Origin of the sequence: Tepidimonas fonticaldi (assembly GCF_007556755.1) — a bacterium.
Classification (GTDB): Bacteria; Pseudomonadota; Gammaproteobacteria; order Burkholderiales; family Burkholderiaceae_C; genus Tepidimonas; species Tepidimonas fonticaldi.
The window spans coordinates 54,148-71,772 of sequence record NZ_VJOO01000014.1; the positions used below are offsets into that span (position 1 = coordinate 54,148).

Below are 17,625 nucleotides of genomic sequence, written 5' to 3' on the forward strand. Positions count from 1 at the left end.
GGGAGCTCGTCGACGGCCGGACGTGCCATCGGTTGCAGGAACCGGCGGCATGCCGGCTGCGGGGATGCTGGAGCGGGCGATGGGAATCGAACCCACGTCTTGAGCTTGGGAAGCTCAGGTCCTACCATTGAACGACGCCCGCGTCGCCCCAGTATTGTAGAGCAAAGCCCGGGCGGGGCCGGGCCGTTCACGGTTTGCCGAGCAGGAAGTACAGGCCCGTGTAGCCGCGGGGGGCGTGCACCAGGCCGAGGTAGACGGGGCCGATGGCCGTGTCCGCGCCCAGGTATGCGCTGCTGCCCCAGCGCAGGTTGTCGCGGTAGCCCGACAGGCGCAGCCGCTCCGTCGCATCCCAGGCCCCGCCGGCCTCCAGCGTGCCTCCGACGAACAGCGCCCGCGCCACGCCCGGATTCAGCGACAGTCGCCGGTAGTAGCCGAGCCGCAGCAGCATCAGGGCATTGCCGGCCACCTGGCCGACCCGGTAGCCGGAGAGCTGCTGGAAGCCGCCCAGCGAGTACTCGTCTGCGGCGCCCGGCGGCAGCGCGGTGGAGCGGCTGAGGCGTCCGTAGAGGTTCCAGACGTGCGGCCCGTCGCGAAAGACCTCGTTGAGGCTCGCCTCCCAGCGGATGAAGTCCGTCGCGGTCCCCCGGGCGCGGTAGTGGCCACGTTGCCACTCGATCTGGTAGCGGTGCCCCTGCCCGGGGAAGTTGGCGTGGTCCAGCTGATCCGAGACCCACGCCAGGCGCCACGCATACTCGCGCCAGCCCACGTCGCGCAGCGTGCCGCGGCCGACCCGCTGGTTGTCGTAGTCGATCAGCGAGCGGCGGCGTGCGGCGATCGCACCGACGCGCACGTCGCCCCAGTTGCCGGCCCGCCCCAGGTGCCAGCCCAGGTCGGCGCCGATGCGCGTGGTGCGGCGGTGGAACAGCGCCAGGGGATCGCCGCCGGCGTCGAACCACTCGATCTTGCGCAGTTCATGGTCCGCGTACGCGCTCGTGAAGCGGCTGCGGTCGTCGCCCAGCGGCTGGTACCACTCGGTGCCCAGCGCCACCGTCGCGCCCAACTCCACCCGGGTGCGCCACTGGGCGCCCCGGTGGCCGGCGTCGCGCAGGGTATGGCTCAGGCGCAGGCGGAAGTCACCCTGGCCCTGGAAGTCGGTCTGCAGGTTCAGTCCGAGCCGAAGTTGGTGCCGCGCCCCGTCGTCGTCGCGCAGCCGGTAGATCAGGCCCTCGCCCGTGCCGTCGGTGGCGGGCGCCAGCCGGTAGTCGAGCTGGACGTAGTCGTCCAGCGCCACCAGCCGGCCCAGGTCCTCCTCGATGCGGTGCGGCTCCAGGGCATCGCCTGGGGCCACGTCGATTTGCCGCATCAGCCGCGCCGCCTGTGCCGACGAGACGCCCTCGATGCGCACGAAGGCCAGCGAGTCGGGCAGCGTTGCCAGCAGGGCCTCGTGCCGCGTCTGCCGCGCGGACTGCCACGCCGCGTAGGCCACTTCGTCGAGCGCGAAGCGCCGCAGGGCCTCGATCACGGAGGCCCCGTAGCGCTCCCCGATCGCCATCAGCGCCGGGCCCTGGTCGAAGCTGGCCGCCGTCAGCGAGCCCAGATCGGGGGTCAGCAACAGGTCGCGGCGGTTCAGGCCCTCGATGCTGCGGCGGACGTTTTGCTCCGTCAGGATGTTGATCATCTGCACCGTGACGCCCAGCGCGGTGCCCAGCGTTTCGCGGCGGGCCAGCGGGGTGCCGATGTTGACGGCGATGACGATCTCCGCCCCCATCGCCCGCGCGACGTCCACCGGCAAGTTGTTGACCAGGCCGCCATCGCCGAGGATGCGGCCGTCCCACTCCAGCGGCGAAAACACGCCCGGCACCGACATGCTGGCGCGCAAGGCGGCGGCCAGATCCCCCGACGAGAGCAGCACCGGTTCGCCCGTCTCCATATCGGTCGCCACGGCGCGAAAGGGCGTAGGCAGCGCGTCGAAGTCCGGCAGGTGCCGGGTGTGCAGGGTGTAGCGGCGCAGCAGCAGCTCGAGCGACCGGCTCGACACCGCCCCCTTGGGGAACTGGAACTGGCCGTCCTTGAAGCCCAGCCGCACCGCAGGCGAGTAGGTGAAGTCCTCCTCCTTGCGGCGCTGGGTCAGGTCCTGCCGGGGCGGGCGGTCGTCGAATAGCCGACCCCAGTCCACCGCCAGAATCTCCCGCTCCAGCGCGGCCGGGTCCATGCCGCTGGCGTACAGGCCGCCGATGATGGCGCCCATGGAGGTGCCGGCGATGACGTCCACCGGCACACGCGCCGCCTCCAGCGCCTTCAGGATGCCGACGTGCGCGAAGCCGCGCGCCCCTCCGCCCGACAGGACCAGCCCGATGCGCGGCCGGTGGCCGGAGGGCGCGGCCGCGGTGTCCGGTGCTGGCGCGGCGGTGCGGTCGAGGAGGGGGCTGGCGGCGCCGGCGGCCTGGCCGTGCGCCGCCACCAGCCAGGCGAAGGCGGCCAGCAGCCGCCAGAGACAACGGATCATGGGATGCGTGCGGAGACCATCGGCAGGGGGCGTCGCCAGTGTACGGCCACCCCCGGCCGCTCCGTCACGTCACTTCAGCACGTCGCCGATGCAGACGTACTTCAGCTCCACATACTCGTCCATGCCGTGGTGCGAGCCCTCGCGGCCCAGGCCGGATTGCTTGACGCCGCCGAACGGCACATGCTCCGTGGCCAGAATGCCGACGTTGATGCCCACCATGCCGTATTCCAGCGCCTCCGCGACGCGGAAGATGCGGCCCACGTCGCGGCTGTAGAAGTAGCTGGCCAGCCCGAACTCGGTGGCGTTGGCGGCGTCGATGGCTTCTTGCTCGGTGCGGAACTTGAACACCGGCGCAAACGGGCCGAAGGTCTCTTCCTTTGCGCACAGCATGTCGGGGCGGGCGTCGGCGATCACGGTCGGCTCGTAGAACAGCCCGCCCAGGCGCCGGCCGCCGGTCAGCACGCGGCCGCCCTTGGCGATGGCGTCTTCGACGTGGCGCTGCACCTTCTGGACCGCCGCCTCCTCGATGAGCGGGCCTTGGTTGACGCCGTCCTCGAAGCCGTTGCCCACCTTGGCCGTGGCCACCTTGGCCGCAAACTTTTGCACGAAGGCCTCGTAGACGCCCTCCTGCACATAGATGCGGTTGGAGCAGACGCAGGTCTGGCCGGCGTTGCGGTATTTGCTGGCAAACGCCCCTTCGACCGCGCTGTCGATGTCGGCATCGTCGAAGACGATGAACGGCGCATTGCCGCCCAGCTCCAGCGACAGCTTCTTGACCGTGGGAGCGCACTGCGCCATCAGGATGCGGCCGACCTCGGTGGAGCCGGTGAAGCTCAGGTGCCGCACCACGTCGCTCGCGCACAGCACCTTGCCGATTTCCACGCTGCCCGGCCCGTCGCTGGTCAGCACGTTGAGCACCCCGGCCGGGATGCCGGCGCGGATGGCCAGTTCGGCCGCGGCCAGCGCGGTCAGCGGCGTCAGCTCCGCCGGTTTGATGACGACCGGGCAGCCGGCGGCCAGTGCGGGCGCTACCTTGCGGGTGATCATCGCCAGCGGGAAGTTCCACGGCGTGATTGCCGCGCACACGCCGATCGGCTGGCGCAGCACCAGCAGGCGGCGGTTGTTGTCGAACTGGGGCAGGGTCTCGCCGTTGACGCGCTTGGCCTCCTCGGCAAACCATTCGACGAAGCTGGCGCCGTAGGCGACCTCGCCCTTGGCCTCGGGCAGGGGCTTGCCCTGCTCGGCGGTCATCAGGCGGCCCAGGTCGTCCTGGTTGGCCATGAGCAGGTCGTACCACTTGCGCAGGATGTTGGCGCGCTCCTTGGCCGTTTTGTTGCGCCACGCCGGCCAGGCGGCGTTGGCGGCGGCGATGGCCGCTTCGGCGTCGGCGGGGCCCAGCTTGGCCACGTCGGCCAGCTTTTGCCCTGTGGCGGGGTCATGCACGTCGAATCGCTCGGCGCCCGACACCCACTGTCCGTCGATCAGAGCGTCGGTCTTGAGCAGCGTCGGGTCCTTGAGCTGGGCCAGCGGGGAGGCCTTCATGTCCATCGTCGTCTCCGTCACGTCCAAAAGATGGCGACACTGTAGCGCGAAGGCGCCCGTGCGACCGGTACAGCGGGTGACAGCCGCCGCGGCGCTGTACGGGCCGCGCGGCCGATACAGCCCCGGGGCATGCCACGCTCAACGCCCGCTGGAACCGTCTGCCCATGCCGCCCGGTCGGCGTTCAGCGCCGGGGGCGGGCGCTGCGCCGTGGGCCGCTGGCCGTCGAAGAGCACTGGATGCGCCACCATCGGGGGGCGGCCCGGTGCGGCGGGCAGCACCATGCCGCGCGCCTGCACATGCGGGTGGGCCATCACCTGCCCAATGTCATGAATCGGCGCGCAGGGCACGCCGGCCGTGTCCAGTTGCCGCACCCAATCGGCCGTGTCGCGTGTGCGGGTCCATTCGGCGATCTGCGGCACCAGGACGCTGCGGTGCTCCACCCGTGCGGGGTTGGTGGCAAAGCGCGCATCGCGGGCCACCTCGGGGTGGCCGGCCACCTCGCAAAAGCGCTGAAACTGCCCATCGTTGCCCACGGCCAGCACCAGGTGCCCGTCGCGGGTGGGGAACGCCTGATAGGGCACGATGTTGGGGTGGGCATTGCCCATGCGCCGGGGGGTGCGTTGACCGATGAGCTGGTTGCTGGCCTGGTTGGCCAGCATGGCCACCTGCACATCGAACAGCGATGCATCCAGCACCCGCCCGCGGCCGGTGTGCTGGCGCTCGTGCAGCGCGGCCAGGATGGCAGTGGCCGCGTACACGCCCGTCATCAGGTCCGTCACGGCCACGCCCACCTTCTGCGGCTCGCCGTCGGGCTCGCCGGTGATGCTCATCAGCCCGCCTTCGGCCTGGACGGCAAAGTCGTAGCCGGCCTTGTGCGCCAGCGGGCCATTCTGGCCGTAACCGGTGATGGAGCAGTAGATCAGCCGCGGGTTGATGGCCTGCAGGTTGCGCGCATCCAGGCCGTATTTGGCCAGTTGGCCGACCTTGTAGTTTTCGATCAGCACATCGGCTTCGCGCGCCAGCTCGCGCACCTGCTTGATGCCCTCGGGGCTGGCGATGTCGATGGCGACCGAGCGTTTGCCCCGGTTGGCGCAGACGAAGTAGGCCGCCACGCGCGCATCCCCCCGCGCCGGGTCGGGCTGCCACCAGGGCGGTCCCCAGGCGCGCGTGTCGTCGCCGCTGCCGGGGCGCTCCACCTTGATCACGTCGGCCCCGTAGTCGGCCAGGATTTGGCTGGCCCACGGGCCGGCCAGCACGCGCGACAGGTCCAACACCCGCACACCCGCCAGCGGGCGGGGAGGCTCGGCACCGGCGCCCGGGGCGCCTGCAGTGGCATTCGGCACCATGGCGCGTCAGGCCGAGAAGGCCGCAATGCCCGTGATCGCGCGGCCCAGGATCAGCGCGTGGATGTCGTGCGTGCCTTCGTAGGTGTTGACCACCTCCAGGTTCACCAGGTGGCGGGCCACGCCGTATTCGTCGCTGATGCCGTTGCCGCCCATCATGTCGCGGGCCATGCGGGCAATGTCCAACGCCTTGCCGCAGCTGTTGCGCTTGAGGATGGAGGTGATTTCCACCGCGGCCTTGCCCTCATCCTTCAGCCGCCCCAGGCGCAGGCAGCCTTGCAGGCCCAGGCTGATTTCGGTCAGCATGTCGGCCAGCTTTTTCTGGATGAGCTGGTTGGCGGCCAACGGGCGGCCAAACTGCTGGCGGTCCAGCACATACTGGCGGGCACGGAAGTAGCAATCCTCGGCCGCGCCAAGCGCCCCCCACGCGATGCCGTAGCGTGCGCTGTTGAGGCAGGTGAAGGGGCCTTTGAGGCCGCGAACCTCGGGGAAGGCGTTTTCTTCGGGGCAGAACACCTCGTCCATCACGATTTCGCCGGTGATGGACGCGCGCAGGCCCACCTTGCCGTGCACGGCGGGGGCGCTCAGGCCCTTCCAGCCCTTTTCCAGAATGAAGCCGCGAATCTGCCCCTCATCGTCCTTGGCCCAGACGACGAACACGTCGGCGATGGGGGAGTTGGTGATCCACATCTTGGCGCCACTCAAGGAGTAGCCGCCCGGCACCTTCTTGGCCCGGGTGATCATGCTGCCGGGGTCGGAGCCGTGGTTGGGCTCCGTCAGGCCAAAGCAGCCCACCCATTCGCCGGTGGCCAGCTTGGGCAGGTATTTCTGCTTTTGCGCCTCGGTGCCGAATTCGTAGATCGGCACCATCACCAGCGAGCTTTGCACGCTCATCATGCTGCGGTAGCCGCTGTCGACGCGCTCCACCTCGCGCGCCACCAGGCCGTAACAGACGTAGTTCAGGCCCGCGCCGCCGTATTGCTCGGGGATGGTCGGGCCCAGCAGGCCCAGTTCACCCATCTCGTTGAAGATGGTGCGGTCGGTCTTTTCGTGGCGGAAGGCCTCCTGCACGCGGGGCAGCAGGCGCTCCTGGCAGTAGGCATGGGCGGCGTCGCGCACCTGGCGCTCGTCGTCGGTGAGCTGCTCGTCCAGCAGGAAGGGGTCGGACCAGGAAAAGCGGGCGTGGGAAGCCATGGGGATGTCTCACATCTGGAGGGGTTGCGAACGGGCCCATCCTAAGGCGGGGAATCGGGCTTGGCAAACGAAAAATTTTCGGTCAGATATGATCGAATCGAATAAAAGGCGTGCTGGTCTGCACGATGACCCGAGGCGTGACCATGAGGCGCAAGCTCCCCTCCACCCAAGCGTTGAACTGCTTCGAAGCCGCAGCCCGCCACCAGAGCTTCACCCGCGCCGCGCAAGAGCTAAACCTGACGCAAGGCGCCGTCTCGCGTCAGGTGGCGGCGTTGGAGGCATTTCTGGGTGTGCCGCTGTTCAAGCGCACCCAGCACGGCATGGCGCTCACCCCCGCCGGGGCCGACTATGCCCGCCAGGTGCGTCAGCGGCTCGACGCCCTGGAGCGCGACGCCGTGGATCTGATGGGCCGCCGCGGGCAGGGCGACAGCCTGACGCTGGCCACCGTGCCCACCTTCGCCACCCGCTGGCTCATTCCCCGCCTGCCCCGGCTGGCCGCGCAACACCCCGACTTGCTGGTGCATCTGGAAACCCGCACCCGGCCCTTTCTGTTCACCGACACCGGCATCGACGCCGCCTTGTGGGCGGGTACCCCGCAGCAGTTGCAGCAATGGGCCGGCACCCAGGCTACCCACCTGATGGACGAAGACGTGCTGCCGGTGTGCAGCCCGCGCCTGCTGCCCCAGGGCCAGCCCGTCGAGCCGGCCGCGCTGGCCGAATGGCCTCTGCTGCAGCAGTCCACCCGGCCCGAGGCCTGGCGCCAGTGGTTCGACGCCCAAGGTGTTGACGCCCCCCGCGCCATGGCGGGCCCCCGATACGAACTCTTTTCCATGCAGGCCGCCGCCGCCATGGCCGGCCTGGGCGTGGCCCTCATGCCCACCCTGCTGGTGCAGGCGGAGCTGGCCAGCGGCGCGCTGGTGGTGGCGTGCCCGCGGCCCTTGAAGGCACAACGGGCGTATTACCTGGTTCAGCCGCAGGTGGCCGAACGGCCGGCGCTGGCGGTGTTTCGGGCATGGGTGCTGCAGCAGTGCCAAGTCGCACCGGGTGTTGCTGTGTAGACAGGTCTGAAAAATCAAATGCCATGCCTGTGGTGCTGGGACGGGTCAGCCCCCGCGTTGCATTGACTTTCCGTACCAAAAAACGTACGCTTTCGTGCCAGGAGCCCCTACCGATGCAAATCCTCTCTGCCAGCGACGCACGATCCAAACTCTATCGCCTGATGGACCAAGCGGCCGAGTCGCACCAGCCCATCACCATCACCGGCAAGCGGCACGATGCGGTGTTGGTGTCTGCGGAAGACTGGCAGGCGATTCAGGAAACGCTGTACCTGCTGTCCGTGCCCGGTATGCGCGAGTCCATCAAAGAAGGCATGGCCGAGCTCGTGGAGAACTGCGCCCAGGAGCTTGACTGGTGACGTGGGCGGTGGTTTTTGCCAAGCATGCGCAAAAAGATGCCCTCAAACTGGCCGCTGCCGGCTTGAAGCCGAAGGCCCAGGAGTTGCTGGCGGTGCTCCGGGCCAATCCGTTCCAGAACCCGCCGCCCTACGAGAAGCTGGTCGGTGACTTGGCCGGCACTTACTCCAGGCGCATCAACATCCAACACCGTTTGGTCTATCAGGTGTTGACCGATGAGCACACCGTGAAGGTGTTGCGCATGTGGTCACATTACGAGTGACCACATGCCGGCCTGACCTGTTACCCCTTCGCCGCCTTCAGCGCCTCACCCATGATGGCCAGCCCTTCGTCCAGCAGCGCATCGCTGGCGGTCAGGGGCACCAGAATGCGGATGACGTTGGCGTACACGCCGCACGACAGCAGCACCAGCCCGCGCTTGAGCGCTTCGGCGCACATGCGCTTGGTGAGTTCAACGGCGGGCTTGCTGTGGTCGCCGCCGTCGAACAGTTCGATGGCCACCATGGCACCCAGGCCGCGCACGTCCTGAATCTCGGGGTGCTGTTGCGCCAGGGCGCGCAGTCCGGCTTGCAGGCGCTCGCCCACGGCGCGGGAGCGCTCCAGCAGCCGCTCTTCCTCGAACACGTCCAGCACGGCTAGCGCGGCGGCGCAGGCGAGCGGGTTGCCGGCGTAAGTGCCGCCCAGGCCGCCCGGCAGGGGCTTGTCCATGATCTCGGCCTTGCCGATGACTGCGGACAGGGGAAAGCCCCCCGCCATGCTCTTGGCCATGGTGATGAGGTCGGGCGCCACGCCCCACTGTTCGCAGGCCAGCCAGGTGCCGGTGCGGCCGGCGCCGGTTTGCACCTCGTCGGCGATCAGCACGATGCCGTGCTGGTCGCACAGCGCGCGCAGGGCCTGGGCGAACTCGCGCGGGGCCACGTAGAAGCCGCCTTCGCCTTGCACCGGCTCCAGGATGATGGCGGCCACGCGCTGCGGCTCCACGTCGTATTTGAAGATGTGCTCCACCGAGCGCAGGGCGTCGGCCACGCTGATGCCGTGCAGCGGGTTGGGGTATTCGGCGTGGTAGATCTCGGCCGGGAAGGGGCCAAAGCCCGCTTTGTACGGCGCCACCTTGCCGGTCAGCGCCATGCCCAGCAGGGTGCGGCCGTGGAAGCCGCCGCCGAAGGCGATCACGGCCTGGCGCTGGGTGGCTGCGCGCGCAATTTTGATGGCGTTTTCCACCGCCTCGGCCCCGGTGGACAGGAAGAAGGCTTTCTTGGCGAAGTTGCCCGGCGCCTTGGCGATCAGGCGCTCGGCCAGCTCGACATACGGCTCGTAGGCCAGTACCTGGAAGCAGGTGTGGTGCACCTTGTCGAGCTGGGCCTTGACGGCCTCGACGATCTTGGGGTGGCGGTGGCCGGTGTTGAGCACGGCGATGCCGCCGGCAAAGTCGATGTAGCGGCGGCCCTCGACGTCCCAGATCTCGGCGCCTTCGGCATGGTCGGCAAAGACCTCGTAGGTCTGGCCCAGGCCGGCGGGCAGGGCGGCGCGGCGGCGGGCCATCAGCGCGGCGTTGGTCTTGGCGGCGGATTGCAGTTGGGGGTCGCTGTGCATGGGGGTCTCCGGTCGAGGGACGGCGGCGCGAGGGAACGGCCGCCACGATGGATGGCACTGTATCGGCCCACTGGCCCGATAACATATACAGAGGCGTCTTTTGTGCCGATGCACTGTATTGCCCCGACGCCCGATACAGCCCGATACAGATTGGCCCCGATGTTTACCCTGGACCCCCAACACCCCACGCCCCTGGTGCTGCAGATCGTCGATGGTTTTCGCGAGCTGATCCGCGCCGGCGTGCTGCGCCCCGGGGCCAAGGCGCCATCGATCCGGCAGTTTGCGCATGCACATGGCGTGAGCGTGTACACCGTGGTCGATGCCTACGATCGGCTGGTGGCGCTGGGGTACTTCGTCTCGCGGCCGCACTCGGGGTTTTTCGTGCGCAGCCGCGAGAGCCAGGCCGAGGCGGCGGCCGGGCCAGGGCCCCAGTACCACTTCGACTCCATGTGGTATTTACGGCGGGTGTTCGAGAACCGCAACCTGCGCCTCAAGCCCGGCTGCGGCTGGCTGCCCAACGACTGGCTGTTTGGCGACGGACTCAAGCGCAGCCTGCGTGCGCTGGCGGGCGATTCGGTGGATTTGGGCGGATACGGCGAGCCCAAGGGCTTTACCCCGCTGCGGCAACTGGTGCGCGACCTGCTGGCTGAGCAGGAAATCGTGCTGACCAGCGACCAGGTGCTGCTGACGCACGGCTCCAGCCAGGCGATGGATCTGGTGGCGCGGCGCTTGGTGCAGCCGGGCGATGCGGTGTTGGTGGACGAGCCCGGCTACCCAAACCTGCTGTTCTCGCTGCGTTTTTTGGGAGCGCGGCTGATCGGCGTGCCCCGCACCCCGCAGGGCTGGGACCTAGCCGCGCTGGAAGCGCGCATTCTGGAGCACCGGCCCAAGGTTTTTTTCACCCAGCCGCGGTTGCAAAGCCCCACCGGGTCCGTGGCGCATCTGTCCCATCTGCACCGGGTGGTGCAACTGGCCGAACGCCACCAACTGCGCGTCGTGGAAAACGACATCTACGCCGATCTGGACCCGGAGCCGCGTCCGTCGCTCGCCAGCCTGGACCAGTTGCAGCGCGTGGTGCACATCGGCAGTTTTTCCAAAACGATCTCGCCCAACCTGCGCGTCGGCTACGTCGCCGCGCACCCCGATGTGCTGGAGGACTTGGCGCAGCTCAAGATGATCTCGGGGCTGACGTCATCCGAGTTTTCGGAGCGCCTGGCCTACGGGGCGCTGATCGACGGGCGCTGGCGCAAGCACCTGCGCGTGCTGCGCCAGCGTCTGGCCGATGCGCACCAGCGTACCGCCGAGCGGCTGGAGCGCAAGGGCTTCGGGCTGTTTGCGCAGCCCGCGGCGGGCATGTTCCTGTGGGCGCGGCACCCGGCGATCGATAACGCCTCGACGCTGGCCTATCAGGCGGCGGAGCAGGACATCCTGCTCGGGCCGGGTCACTTGTTTGGGCTGGATTTGTCACCCAGCCCATGGCTGCGTTTCAATGTCGCCTTCTGCGAAGACGAGGCGCTGTGGCGCTTTTTGTCCGAGGCCACGGGCGGGCGTTGACGGCGCGGCCCCGCCGGGGCAGGCGGAGGTGAGGCGAGGGCGTGGCCGGGCTCACACTGCCCAAGTGGAGCCGTGTTCGGGGACGAGCGCCGGGCGGTGCAGCTCCCGCTCGATGCGGCCGCGCAGGGCGTCAGCCGCATCCGCCTCGCCGTGGGTGACGAAGACGCGGCGGGGCTCGCCCGGGATGGCGCGCAACCAGGTCATCAGGCCGTCGGCATCGGCATGAGCCGACGCGGTTTGCAGCAGCGCCACTTCAGCCTGCACGGCCCAGTCCTGGCCGTGGATTCGGACCGTCGGGGCGCCGCGCTGCAGCGCATCGCCCCGTGTGCCCGGCGCCTGGTAGCCGGTGAGGATGACCATGTGCCGGTGGTCCCCCAGGTAGAGCTTGAGGTGGTGCAGCACCCGACCGCCCGTGGCCATGCCGCTGCCGGCGAGGATCACCTTGGGGCCGTGGTGGCGCGCGATGGCCTTGGATTCGTCCGGCGTGCGCGCCGCCTGCACCCCATGGGTCATGTGGTGCACCTGGGCTGCGCTGAGGCGGTGCTCCCCCGGATGGTCGGCGAGCAGCGCCGTCGCCTGCATGGCCATCGGGCTGTCCAGGTAGACCGGCAGCGACCGCGGCAGCCGCTGCTGGCGCTTGAGCTGGTCGATCGCATGCATCACCGCCTGCGCCCGCCCCACTGCGAAGACCGGGATGACGGCGGTACCGCCGCGGGCGGCGACGCGCGCCAGCAGCGGTGCCAGCTCGTCGACCAGGTTGCCCGCCGGGTGCAGGCGGTTGCCGTAGGTGGATTCCACCACCACCACGTCGGCCGCCGGCGGGGGATCGGGCGGGAACATCAGCGTGTCGTCCACGCGGCCCAGATCGCCCGAGAACAGCAGGCGCCGCCCGCCGACCGTGATCAGCACTGACGCGGCGCCCAGAATGTGCCCTGCGCCAAAGAACTGCACCCGCCAGCCAGGGATCGGCTCGAACGGCTGGTACAGCGGCTGCGCGCGCAGATGGCGCAGCGCGCGCATGGCGTCGTCCACCGTGTACAGTGGCAATGCGGGCGAATGGCGGGAGAAGCCGTGCCGGTTGGCAAAGGCGGCGTCCTCCTCCTGCAAGTGGGCGCTGTCGGGCAGCAGAATCTCACACAAGTCGCGCGTGCCGGCGGTGCACCAGATCTTGCCGTGGAACCCTTCGCGCACCAGCAGGGGCAGGTGGCCGCTGTGGTCGATGTGGGCGTGGGTCAGCACCACGGCGCGGATCTGCCCCGGCACGATGGGCAGCGGGTTGCGGTTGCGCAGCCGCAGCGCCTTGTAGCCCTGGAACAGGCCGCAGTCCACCAGCAGCGCGTCGCCGTTGTGCTGCACCAGATACTTGGAGCCGGTGACGGTGCCCGCGCCACCGAGGAATTGAATGCGCACGTCCATGCGCGCATCGTACCGGACGGCGTGCTGGCCGGGGGGGTTGCCTGTTCAACGGTCCCGGGGGCGACGCAGGCCGCGCAGGGCGGAGGCGGCCTGGGCGCGGGCCGCCCGTCCGGTCACGAGAAAAAATCCCGCGCCTTCTCGAACCAGCCCTTTTCGTTGGGGCTGTGTTTGTTGCCGTTCTTTTTGAGCGATTCGTCCAGCTCGCGCAGCAGCCGGCGCTGGTGCTCGGTCAGCTTGACGGGGGTTTCCACCGCGATGTGGGCATACAAATCCCCGGGGTAGCTGGAACGCACGCCCTTGATGCCGCGGCCGCGCAGGCGGAAGGTCTTGCCGTGCTGCGTGCCTTCGGGGATGTCGATCGTGGCCTTGCCGTCCAAGGTCGGCACATCCACCTCGCCGCCCAGCGCCGCGGTCGTGATGCTGATGGGCACCTGCACATGCAGGTCGTCGCCGTCGCGCTCGAACAGGTCATGCTTGCGGATGCGGATTTCGATGTACAGGTCGCCCGGCGGGCCGCCGTTGCGCCCAGGCTCGCCGTTGCCGCTGGAGCGGATGCGCATGCCGTCGTCGATGCCGGCCGGGATTTTGATCTCCAGCGTCTTGTGGCGCTTGATCTTACCTTCGCCGCGGCAGGTGGGGCAGGGCTCGGGGATGATCTTGCCGCTGCCATGGCAGTGCGGGCAGGTCTGCTGCACGCTGAAAAAGCCTTGGCGCATCTGCACCACGCCATTGCCGTGGCAGGTCGGGCAGGTCTTGGCACTGGTGCCGGGCTTGGCGCCCGTGCCGTGGCAGGTGTCGCAGTCCTCCCAGCTCGGGATGCGGATTTGCGCATCCTTGCCGCGGGCGGCTTCCTCCAGCGTGATTTCCATGGCGTACGACAGGTCGTTGCCACGGTACACCTGCCGGCCGCGACCGCCGCGCGGGGCGCCGAAGATGTCACCGAAGATGTCGCCGAACGCCTCGGAGAAGCCCGCAAAGCCGTCCCCGCCCGCGCCGCCGGCGCGCATGTTGGGGTCCACCCCGGCGTGCCCGTACTGGTCGTACGCGGCGCGCTTCTGGGGGTCGGAGAGCATCTCGTAGGCTTCCTTGACCTCCTTGAACTTCTCCTCCGCCGCCTTGGCCGAATCGCCCTGGTTGCGGTCGGGGTGGTACTTCATGGCCAGCTTGCGGTACGCCTTTTTGATGTCGTCATCGCTGGCGTTGCGGGCCACGCCCAGGATCTCGTAATAGTCACGTTTGGCCATGTCGATCCACGGATGTCATGAGCACGAAAGCCGCGCCGGGGGGAGGCCCGTGCGCGGCGTGGGGTCGTCCAAGCAGCGACGGCGATCAGTCGCGCTTGACCTCCTTGACCTCGGCGTCGACGATGTCGTCCGCGCCGCCCTTGGCACCGCTGCCGCCCGCGCTGCCGGCACCGCCCGCCTGCGCGTCGGCCGTGGCCTGGGCCGCCTGCATGTCGGCGTACATCTTCTCGCCCAGCTTCTGGCTGGCGCTCATCAGGGCCTCGGTCTTGGCTTCGATCGCGGCCTTGTCGTCGCCCTTGACGGCGTCTTCGACCTCCTTGATCGCGGCCTCGATGCGGTCGCGCTCGCCCGCGTCGAGCTTGTCACCGTAGTCCTTCAGGCTCTTGCGCACCGAGCTGACCAGCGCGTCGGCCTGGTTGCGGGCCTGCACCAGCTCGACCTTCTTCTTGTCCTCGGCGGCGTTGAGCTCGGCGTCCTTCACCATGCGCTCGATTTCGTCCTCCGTCAGACCCGAATTGGCCTTGATGGTGATCTTGTTCTCCTTGCCGGTGCCCTTGTCCTTGGCCGAGACGTGCAGGATGCCGTTGGCGTCGATGTCGAAGGTGACCTCGATCTGCGGCACACCGCGCGGCGCCGGCGGGATGCCCTCCAGGTTGAACTCGCCCAGCAGCTTGTTGCCCGCGGCCATCTCGCGCTCGCCCTGGTAGACCTTGATGGTCACCGCCGGCTGGTTGTCCTCGGCGGTGGAGAACACCTGGCTGAACTTGGTCGGAATCGTGGTGTTCTTCTTGATCATCTTGGTCATGACGCCACCCATCGTCTCGATACCGAGCGACAGCGGGGTCACGTCCAGCAGCAGCACGTCCTTGCGCTCGCCCGACAGCACCGAGCCCTGGATGGCCGCACCGACCGCCACCGCCTCGTCGGGGTTGACGTCCTTGCGCGGCTCCTTGCCGAAGAACTCCTTGACCTTCTCCTGCACCTTGGGCATGCGCGTCATGCCGCCGACCAGGATCACGTCGTCGATGTCGCTGACCTTGACGCCCGCGTCCTTGATCGCGATGCGGCACGGCTCGATGGTGCGCTCGATCAGGTCCTCAACCAGGGCCTCGAGCTTGGCACGGGTGAGCTTGATGTTCAGGTGCTTGGGCCCCGAGGCATCGGCGGTGATGTAGGGCAGGTTGATCTCGGTCTGCTGGCTGGACGACAGCTCGATCTTGGCCTTCTCGGCGGCTTCTTTCAGGCGCTGCAGGGCGAGCACGTCCTTGGTCAGGTCGACGCCCTGTTCCTTCTTGAACTCGGTGATGATGTAGTCGATGATGCGCTGGTCGAAGTCCTCGCCACCCAGGAAGGTGTCGCCATTGGTGGACAGCACTTCGAACTGCTTTTCGCCATCGACGTCGGCAATCTCGATGATCGAGATGTCGAACGTGCCACCGCCCAGGTCATAGACGGCGATCTTGCGGTCGCCCTTGCCGGCCTTGTCCAGACCGAAGGCCAGCGCCGCGGCGGTCGGCTCGTTGATGATGCGTTTGACCTCCAGCCCGGCAATGCGGCCGGCGTCCTTGGTGGCCTGGCGCTGCGCGTCGTTGAAGTAGGCCGGCACGGTGATGACGGCTTCGGTCACCGGCTCGCCGAGGTAGTCCTCGGCGGTCTTCTTCATCTTGCGCAGCACCTCGGCGCTGACCTGCGGCGGGGCGAGCTTCTGGCCGCGCACTTCCACCCAGGCGTCGCCGTTGTCGGCCTTGACGATGGAGTAGGGCATCAGGTCGATGTCCTTCTGGACTTCCTTCTCATCGAACTTGCGGCCGATCAGGCGCTTGACCGCAAACAGCGTGTTGCGGGGGTTGGTGACGGCCTGGCGCTTGGCCGGCGCGCCGACGAGGATTTCGCCATCCTCCATGTACGCGACGATGGAAGGCGTGGTGCGCGCGCCTTCGGAGTTTTCGATGACTTTGGGGGTGCCGCCTTCCATGATGGCCACGCACGAGTTGGTGGTGCCCAGGTCGATGCCGATGATCTTGCCCATGTTGGTGCTCCTGATCGGTTCTGAATCGAGGGAATGTTGAAACTGTTTCGAATGTGGGGACGCCTGCGCGCCATTCAAGAGCGGTGTCGCGCGGTCACTGGGGCGCCGCGACCGTCACCAGGGCGGGGCGCAGCACCCGCTCGGCCATCAGGTAGCCTTTTTGCAGCGTGCTGACCACGGTGTTGGCGGGCTGATCGGCCGGCACCATGCTGATGGCGTGGTGCTGGTGCGGATCGAAGCGCGCCCCCGCGGCGGGCGCGATGGGCGTGACCTTGTGGCGCGCCAGGGCCGAGAGCAGCTGCTGCAGCGTCGCCTCGGCGCCTTCGCGGATTTGTTGCGGCGTGGCTTCCTGCACGGCAAGCCCGGCCTCCAGGCTGTCCACCACCGGCAGCAGGCTCTCGGCAAACGCCTCGACGGCAAACTTGCGCACCTTGGCGATTTCCTCCTCGGCGCGGCGACGGGTGTTGTCGGCATCGGCCAGCGCGCGCAGCAGCTGGTCGTTGAGCTCGGCATTGCGCTGGCGCAGCGCGTCCAGCTCGGCCTGCAAATCGGCCGCGGCCGTGTCCTGCGCAGCGGACGACGAGGCGGGCGCATCGGCGCCGGGGGTGGGGGTCGGAGAGTTTTCGGGATTCGTCATGGTCGTCGTCATGGTCGTTGTGCGAGAGGCGTTCGACACCAGTTGGGCCAGATGGGGGCGCGCGACGGCGGTTCAAGGGGGGCTGGCGGGGATCGTGTCAGAATCGACGGCGAAGGAGCCACGCAGATGAAACTGTTCCGTCATGGGGCCCCCGGCAACGAGCGCCCGGGTTTGCTGGATGCGCAAGGGGTGCGCCGTGACCTGTCCGGGGTGATCGGCGATCTGGCCCCGCACACGCTGGGGCCCGATGCCCAGGCCCGGCTGGCGCGCCTCGACCCCGCCCGGCTGCCCGAGGTGGACCCGGCCGAGCGGCTGGGGCCCTGCGTCGGGCAGATCGGCAATGTGATCGCCATCGGCCTCAATTATGCCGACCACGCGGCCGAAGCCGGTCTGCCCATCCCGAAGCAGCCCATCGTCTTCAGCAAACACACGGCCGCGGTGAGCGGGCCACACGACGACGTGTGGTTGCCGCCGGGGGCGCACAAGCTGGATTGGGAGGTCGAGCTGGCGGTCGTCATCGGCCAGCCGGCGTGGCATGTGCCGCCCGAAGCGGCGCTGCAACACGTGGCGGGCTACTGTCTGGCCAACGACGTGTCCGAGCGCGCCCATCAGATCGAGATGGAAGGGCAGTGGATCAAGGGCAAGAGCTACCCCACGCATTGTCCCCTGGGGCCCTGGCTGGTGACGGCCGACGAGATCCCCGATCCGCAGGCGGTGGACCTGTGGTTGGACGTCAACGGGGTGGCGCGCCAGCGGGGCAACACCCGCACCATGATCTTTGGCGTGGCGCAGATCGTCAGCTACCTCAGCCGCTTCATGCGGCTGCTGCCGGGCGATGTGATCCTCACCGGCACGCCCCCCGGTGTGGGCATGGGCCAGCGTCCGCCGGTGTACCTGCAGGCGGGTGATGTCGTCACGCTGGGCAGCCCCGTGCTGGGCGAACAGCGACAGCGCATCGTCGCGGCGCCCGTGCCGGCCTGAACGGCCACCCCCGGCCCCGGCTAGGGCCTGTTAACACTATCGCAATGATTCGACGATCAGTGCGAAGTGGATGAAGGCCGCGAACATGACGTCGAGCTTGTCGAAGCGGCTGAAGATGCGGCGGAACCCTTTCAGACGGCGCAACAGGCGCTCGATTTCGTTGCGGCGCTTGT

Annotated in this window: 14 protein-coding genes, 1 tRNA gene and 1 pseudogene; 5 read left to right on the forward strand and 11 right to left on the reverse strand. The window is 68.5% G+C overall.

Going from position 1 to position 17,625, the window contains the following annotated elements:
• Positions 1–68: 68 nt before the first annotated feature.
• The 5 genes from Tfont_RS08355 to Tfont_RS08375 all read right to left on the reverse strand — a co-directional run bounded on the left by Tfont_RS08355 (position 69) and on the right by Tfont_RS08375 (position 6,586).
• Positions 69–142: transfer RNA gene (locus tag Tfont_RS08355), tRNA-Gly, on the reverse strand.
• Between the two features lie 45 nt (positions 143–187).
• Positions 188–2,506, reverse strand: coding sequence for a patatin-like phospholipase family protein (locus tag Tfont_RS08360; protein ID WP_068607573.1), 2,319 nt, complete (start codon positions 2,504–2,506; stop codon positions 188–190).
• Positions 2,507–2,575: 69 nt separating this feature from the next.
• On the reverse strand, positions 2,576–4,054 hold the full coding sequence (locus Tfont_RS08365; protein WP_068607572.1) for an NAD-dependent succinate-semialdehyde dehydrogenase: 1,479 nt from the start codon (positions 4,052–4,054) through the stop codon (positions 2,576–2,578).
• A gap of 132 nt (positions 4,055–4,186) precedes the next feature.
• Positions 4,187–5,395, reverse strand: a complete 1,209-nt coding sequence (locus Tfont_RS08370) for a CaiB/BaiF CoA transferase family protein (RefSeq protein ID WP_143969093.1) — start codon at positions 5,393–5,395, stop codon at positions 4,187–4,189.
• A 6-nt stretch (positions 5,396–5,401) separates the two neighbouring features.
• Entirely contained in the window at positions 5,402–6,586 is a 1,185-nt protein-coding gene (locus tag Tfont_RS08375; protein ID WP_143969094.1) for an acyl-CoA dehydrogenase, read from the reverse strand.
• 143 nt (positions 6,587–6,729) lie between these two features.
• Here Tfont_RS08375 and Tfont_RS08380 point away from each other — a divergent pair, with 143 nt between their 5' ends.
• The 3 genes from Tfont_RS08380 (at position 6,730) to Tfont_RS08390 (ending at position 8,260) form a co-directional block, all read left to right on the forward strand.
• On the forward strand, positions 6,730–7,644 hold the full coding sequence (locus Tfont_RS08380) for a LysR substrate-binding domain-containing protein (RefSeq protein WP_143969095.1): 915 nt from the start codon (positions 6,730–6,732) through the stop codon (positions 7,642–7,644).
• 113 nt (positions 7,645–7,757) lie between these two features.
• Positions 7,758–8,000 carry a type II toxin-antitoxin system Phd/YefM family antitoxin gene (locus Tfont_RS08385; RefSeq protein ID WP_143969096.1) on the forward strand — a complete coding sequence of 81 codons (243 nt, stop codon included), beginning with the start codon at positions 7,758–7,760 and terminating at the stop codon, positions 7,998–8,000.
• The gene (locus tag Tfont_RS08390; protein WP_143969097.1) at positions 7,997–8,260 is read left to right on the forward strand and encodes a Txe/YoeB family addiction module toxin; all 264 of its coding nucleotides are present in this window, start codon (positions 7,997–7,999) and stop codon (positions 8,258–8,260) included. The genes Tfont_RS08385 and Tfont_RS08390 overlap by 4 nt, the downstream gene beginning before the upstream one ends.
• A 20-nt stretch (positions 8,261–8,280) precedes the next feature.
• Here the strand turns inward: Tfont_RS08390 and gabT are convergent, their stop codons facing one another.
• Positions 8,281–9,591 (reverse strand): 4-aminobutyrate--2-oxoglutarate transaminase, encoded by a 1,311-nt coding sequence (gene gabT / locus Tfont_RS08395; protein WP_068607553.1) that lies wholly within the window; start codon positions 9,589–9,591, stop codon positions 8,281–8,283.
• Between the two features lie 159 nt (positions 9,592–9,750).
• Here gabT and Tfont_RS08400 point away from each other — a divergent pair, with 159 nt between their 5' ends.
• Positions 9,751–11,145, forward strand: coding sequence for an aminotransferase-like domain-containing protein (locus Tfont_RS08400; protein ID WP_068607551.1), 1,395 nt, complete (start codon positions 9,751–9,753; stop codon positions 11,143–11,145).
• Positions 11,146–11,196: 51 nt separating this feature from the next.
• On the opposite strand, the gene Tfont_RS08405 is transcribed toward Tfont_RS08400, so the two are convergent.
• From Tfont_RS08405 to grpE, 4 genes are all read right to left on the reverse strand, one after another.
• Positions 11,197–12,561, reverse strand: a complete 1,365-nt coding sequence (locus Tfont_RS08405) for an MBL fold metallo-hydrolase (protein ID WP_143969098.1) — start codon at positions 12,559–12,561, stop codon at positions 11,197–11,199.
• 113 nt (positions 12,562–12,674) lie between these two features.
• Positions 12,675–13,805, reverse strand: coding sequence for a molecular chaperone DnaJ (dnaJ, locus tag Tfont_RS08410; protein ID WP_143969099.1), 1,131 nt, complete (start codon positions 13,803–13,805; stop codon positions 12,675–12,677).
• A gap of 85 nt (positions 13,806–13,890) precedes the next feature.
• A complete protein-coding gene (gene dnaK / locus Tfont_RS08415) occupies positions 13,891–15,834 on the reverse strand; it encodes a molecular chaperone DnaK (RefSeq protein ID WP_143969100.1) in 1,944 nt (647 codons plus the stop codon).
• Between the two features lie 94 nt (positions 15,835–15,928).
• Positions 15,929–16,471 (reverse strand): nucleotide exchange factor GrpE, encoded by a 543-nt coding sequence (grpE, locus tag Tfont_RS08420; protein WP_068607649.1) that lies wholly within the window; start codon positions 16,469–16,471, stop codon positions 15,929–15,931.
• A 126-nt stretch (positions 16,472–16,597) separates the two neighbouring features.
• Here grpE and Tfont_RS08425 point away from each other — a divergent pair, with 126 nt between their 5' ends.
• Positions 16,598–17,452, forward strand: a complete 855-nt coding sequence (locus Tfont_RS08425; protein WP_068607544.1) for a fumarylacetoacetate hydrolase family protein — start codon at positions 16,598–16,600, stop codon at positions 17,450–17,452.
• Positions 17,453–17,488: 36 nt separating this feature from the next.
• Here Tfont_RS08425 and Tfont_RS08430 read toward each other — a convergent pair.
• Positions 17,489–17,625, reverse strand: a pseudogene (locus tag Tfont_RS08430) (IS5-like element ISCARN85 family transposase); the annotation flags it as partial.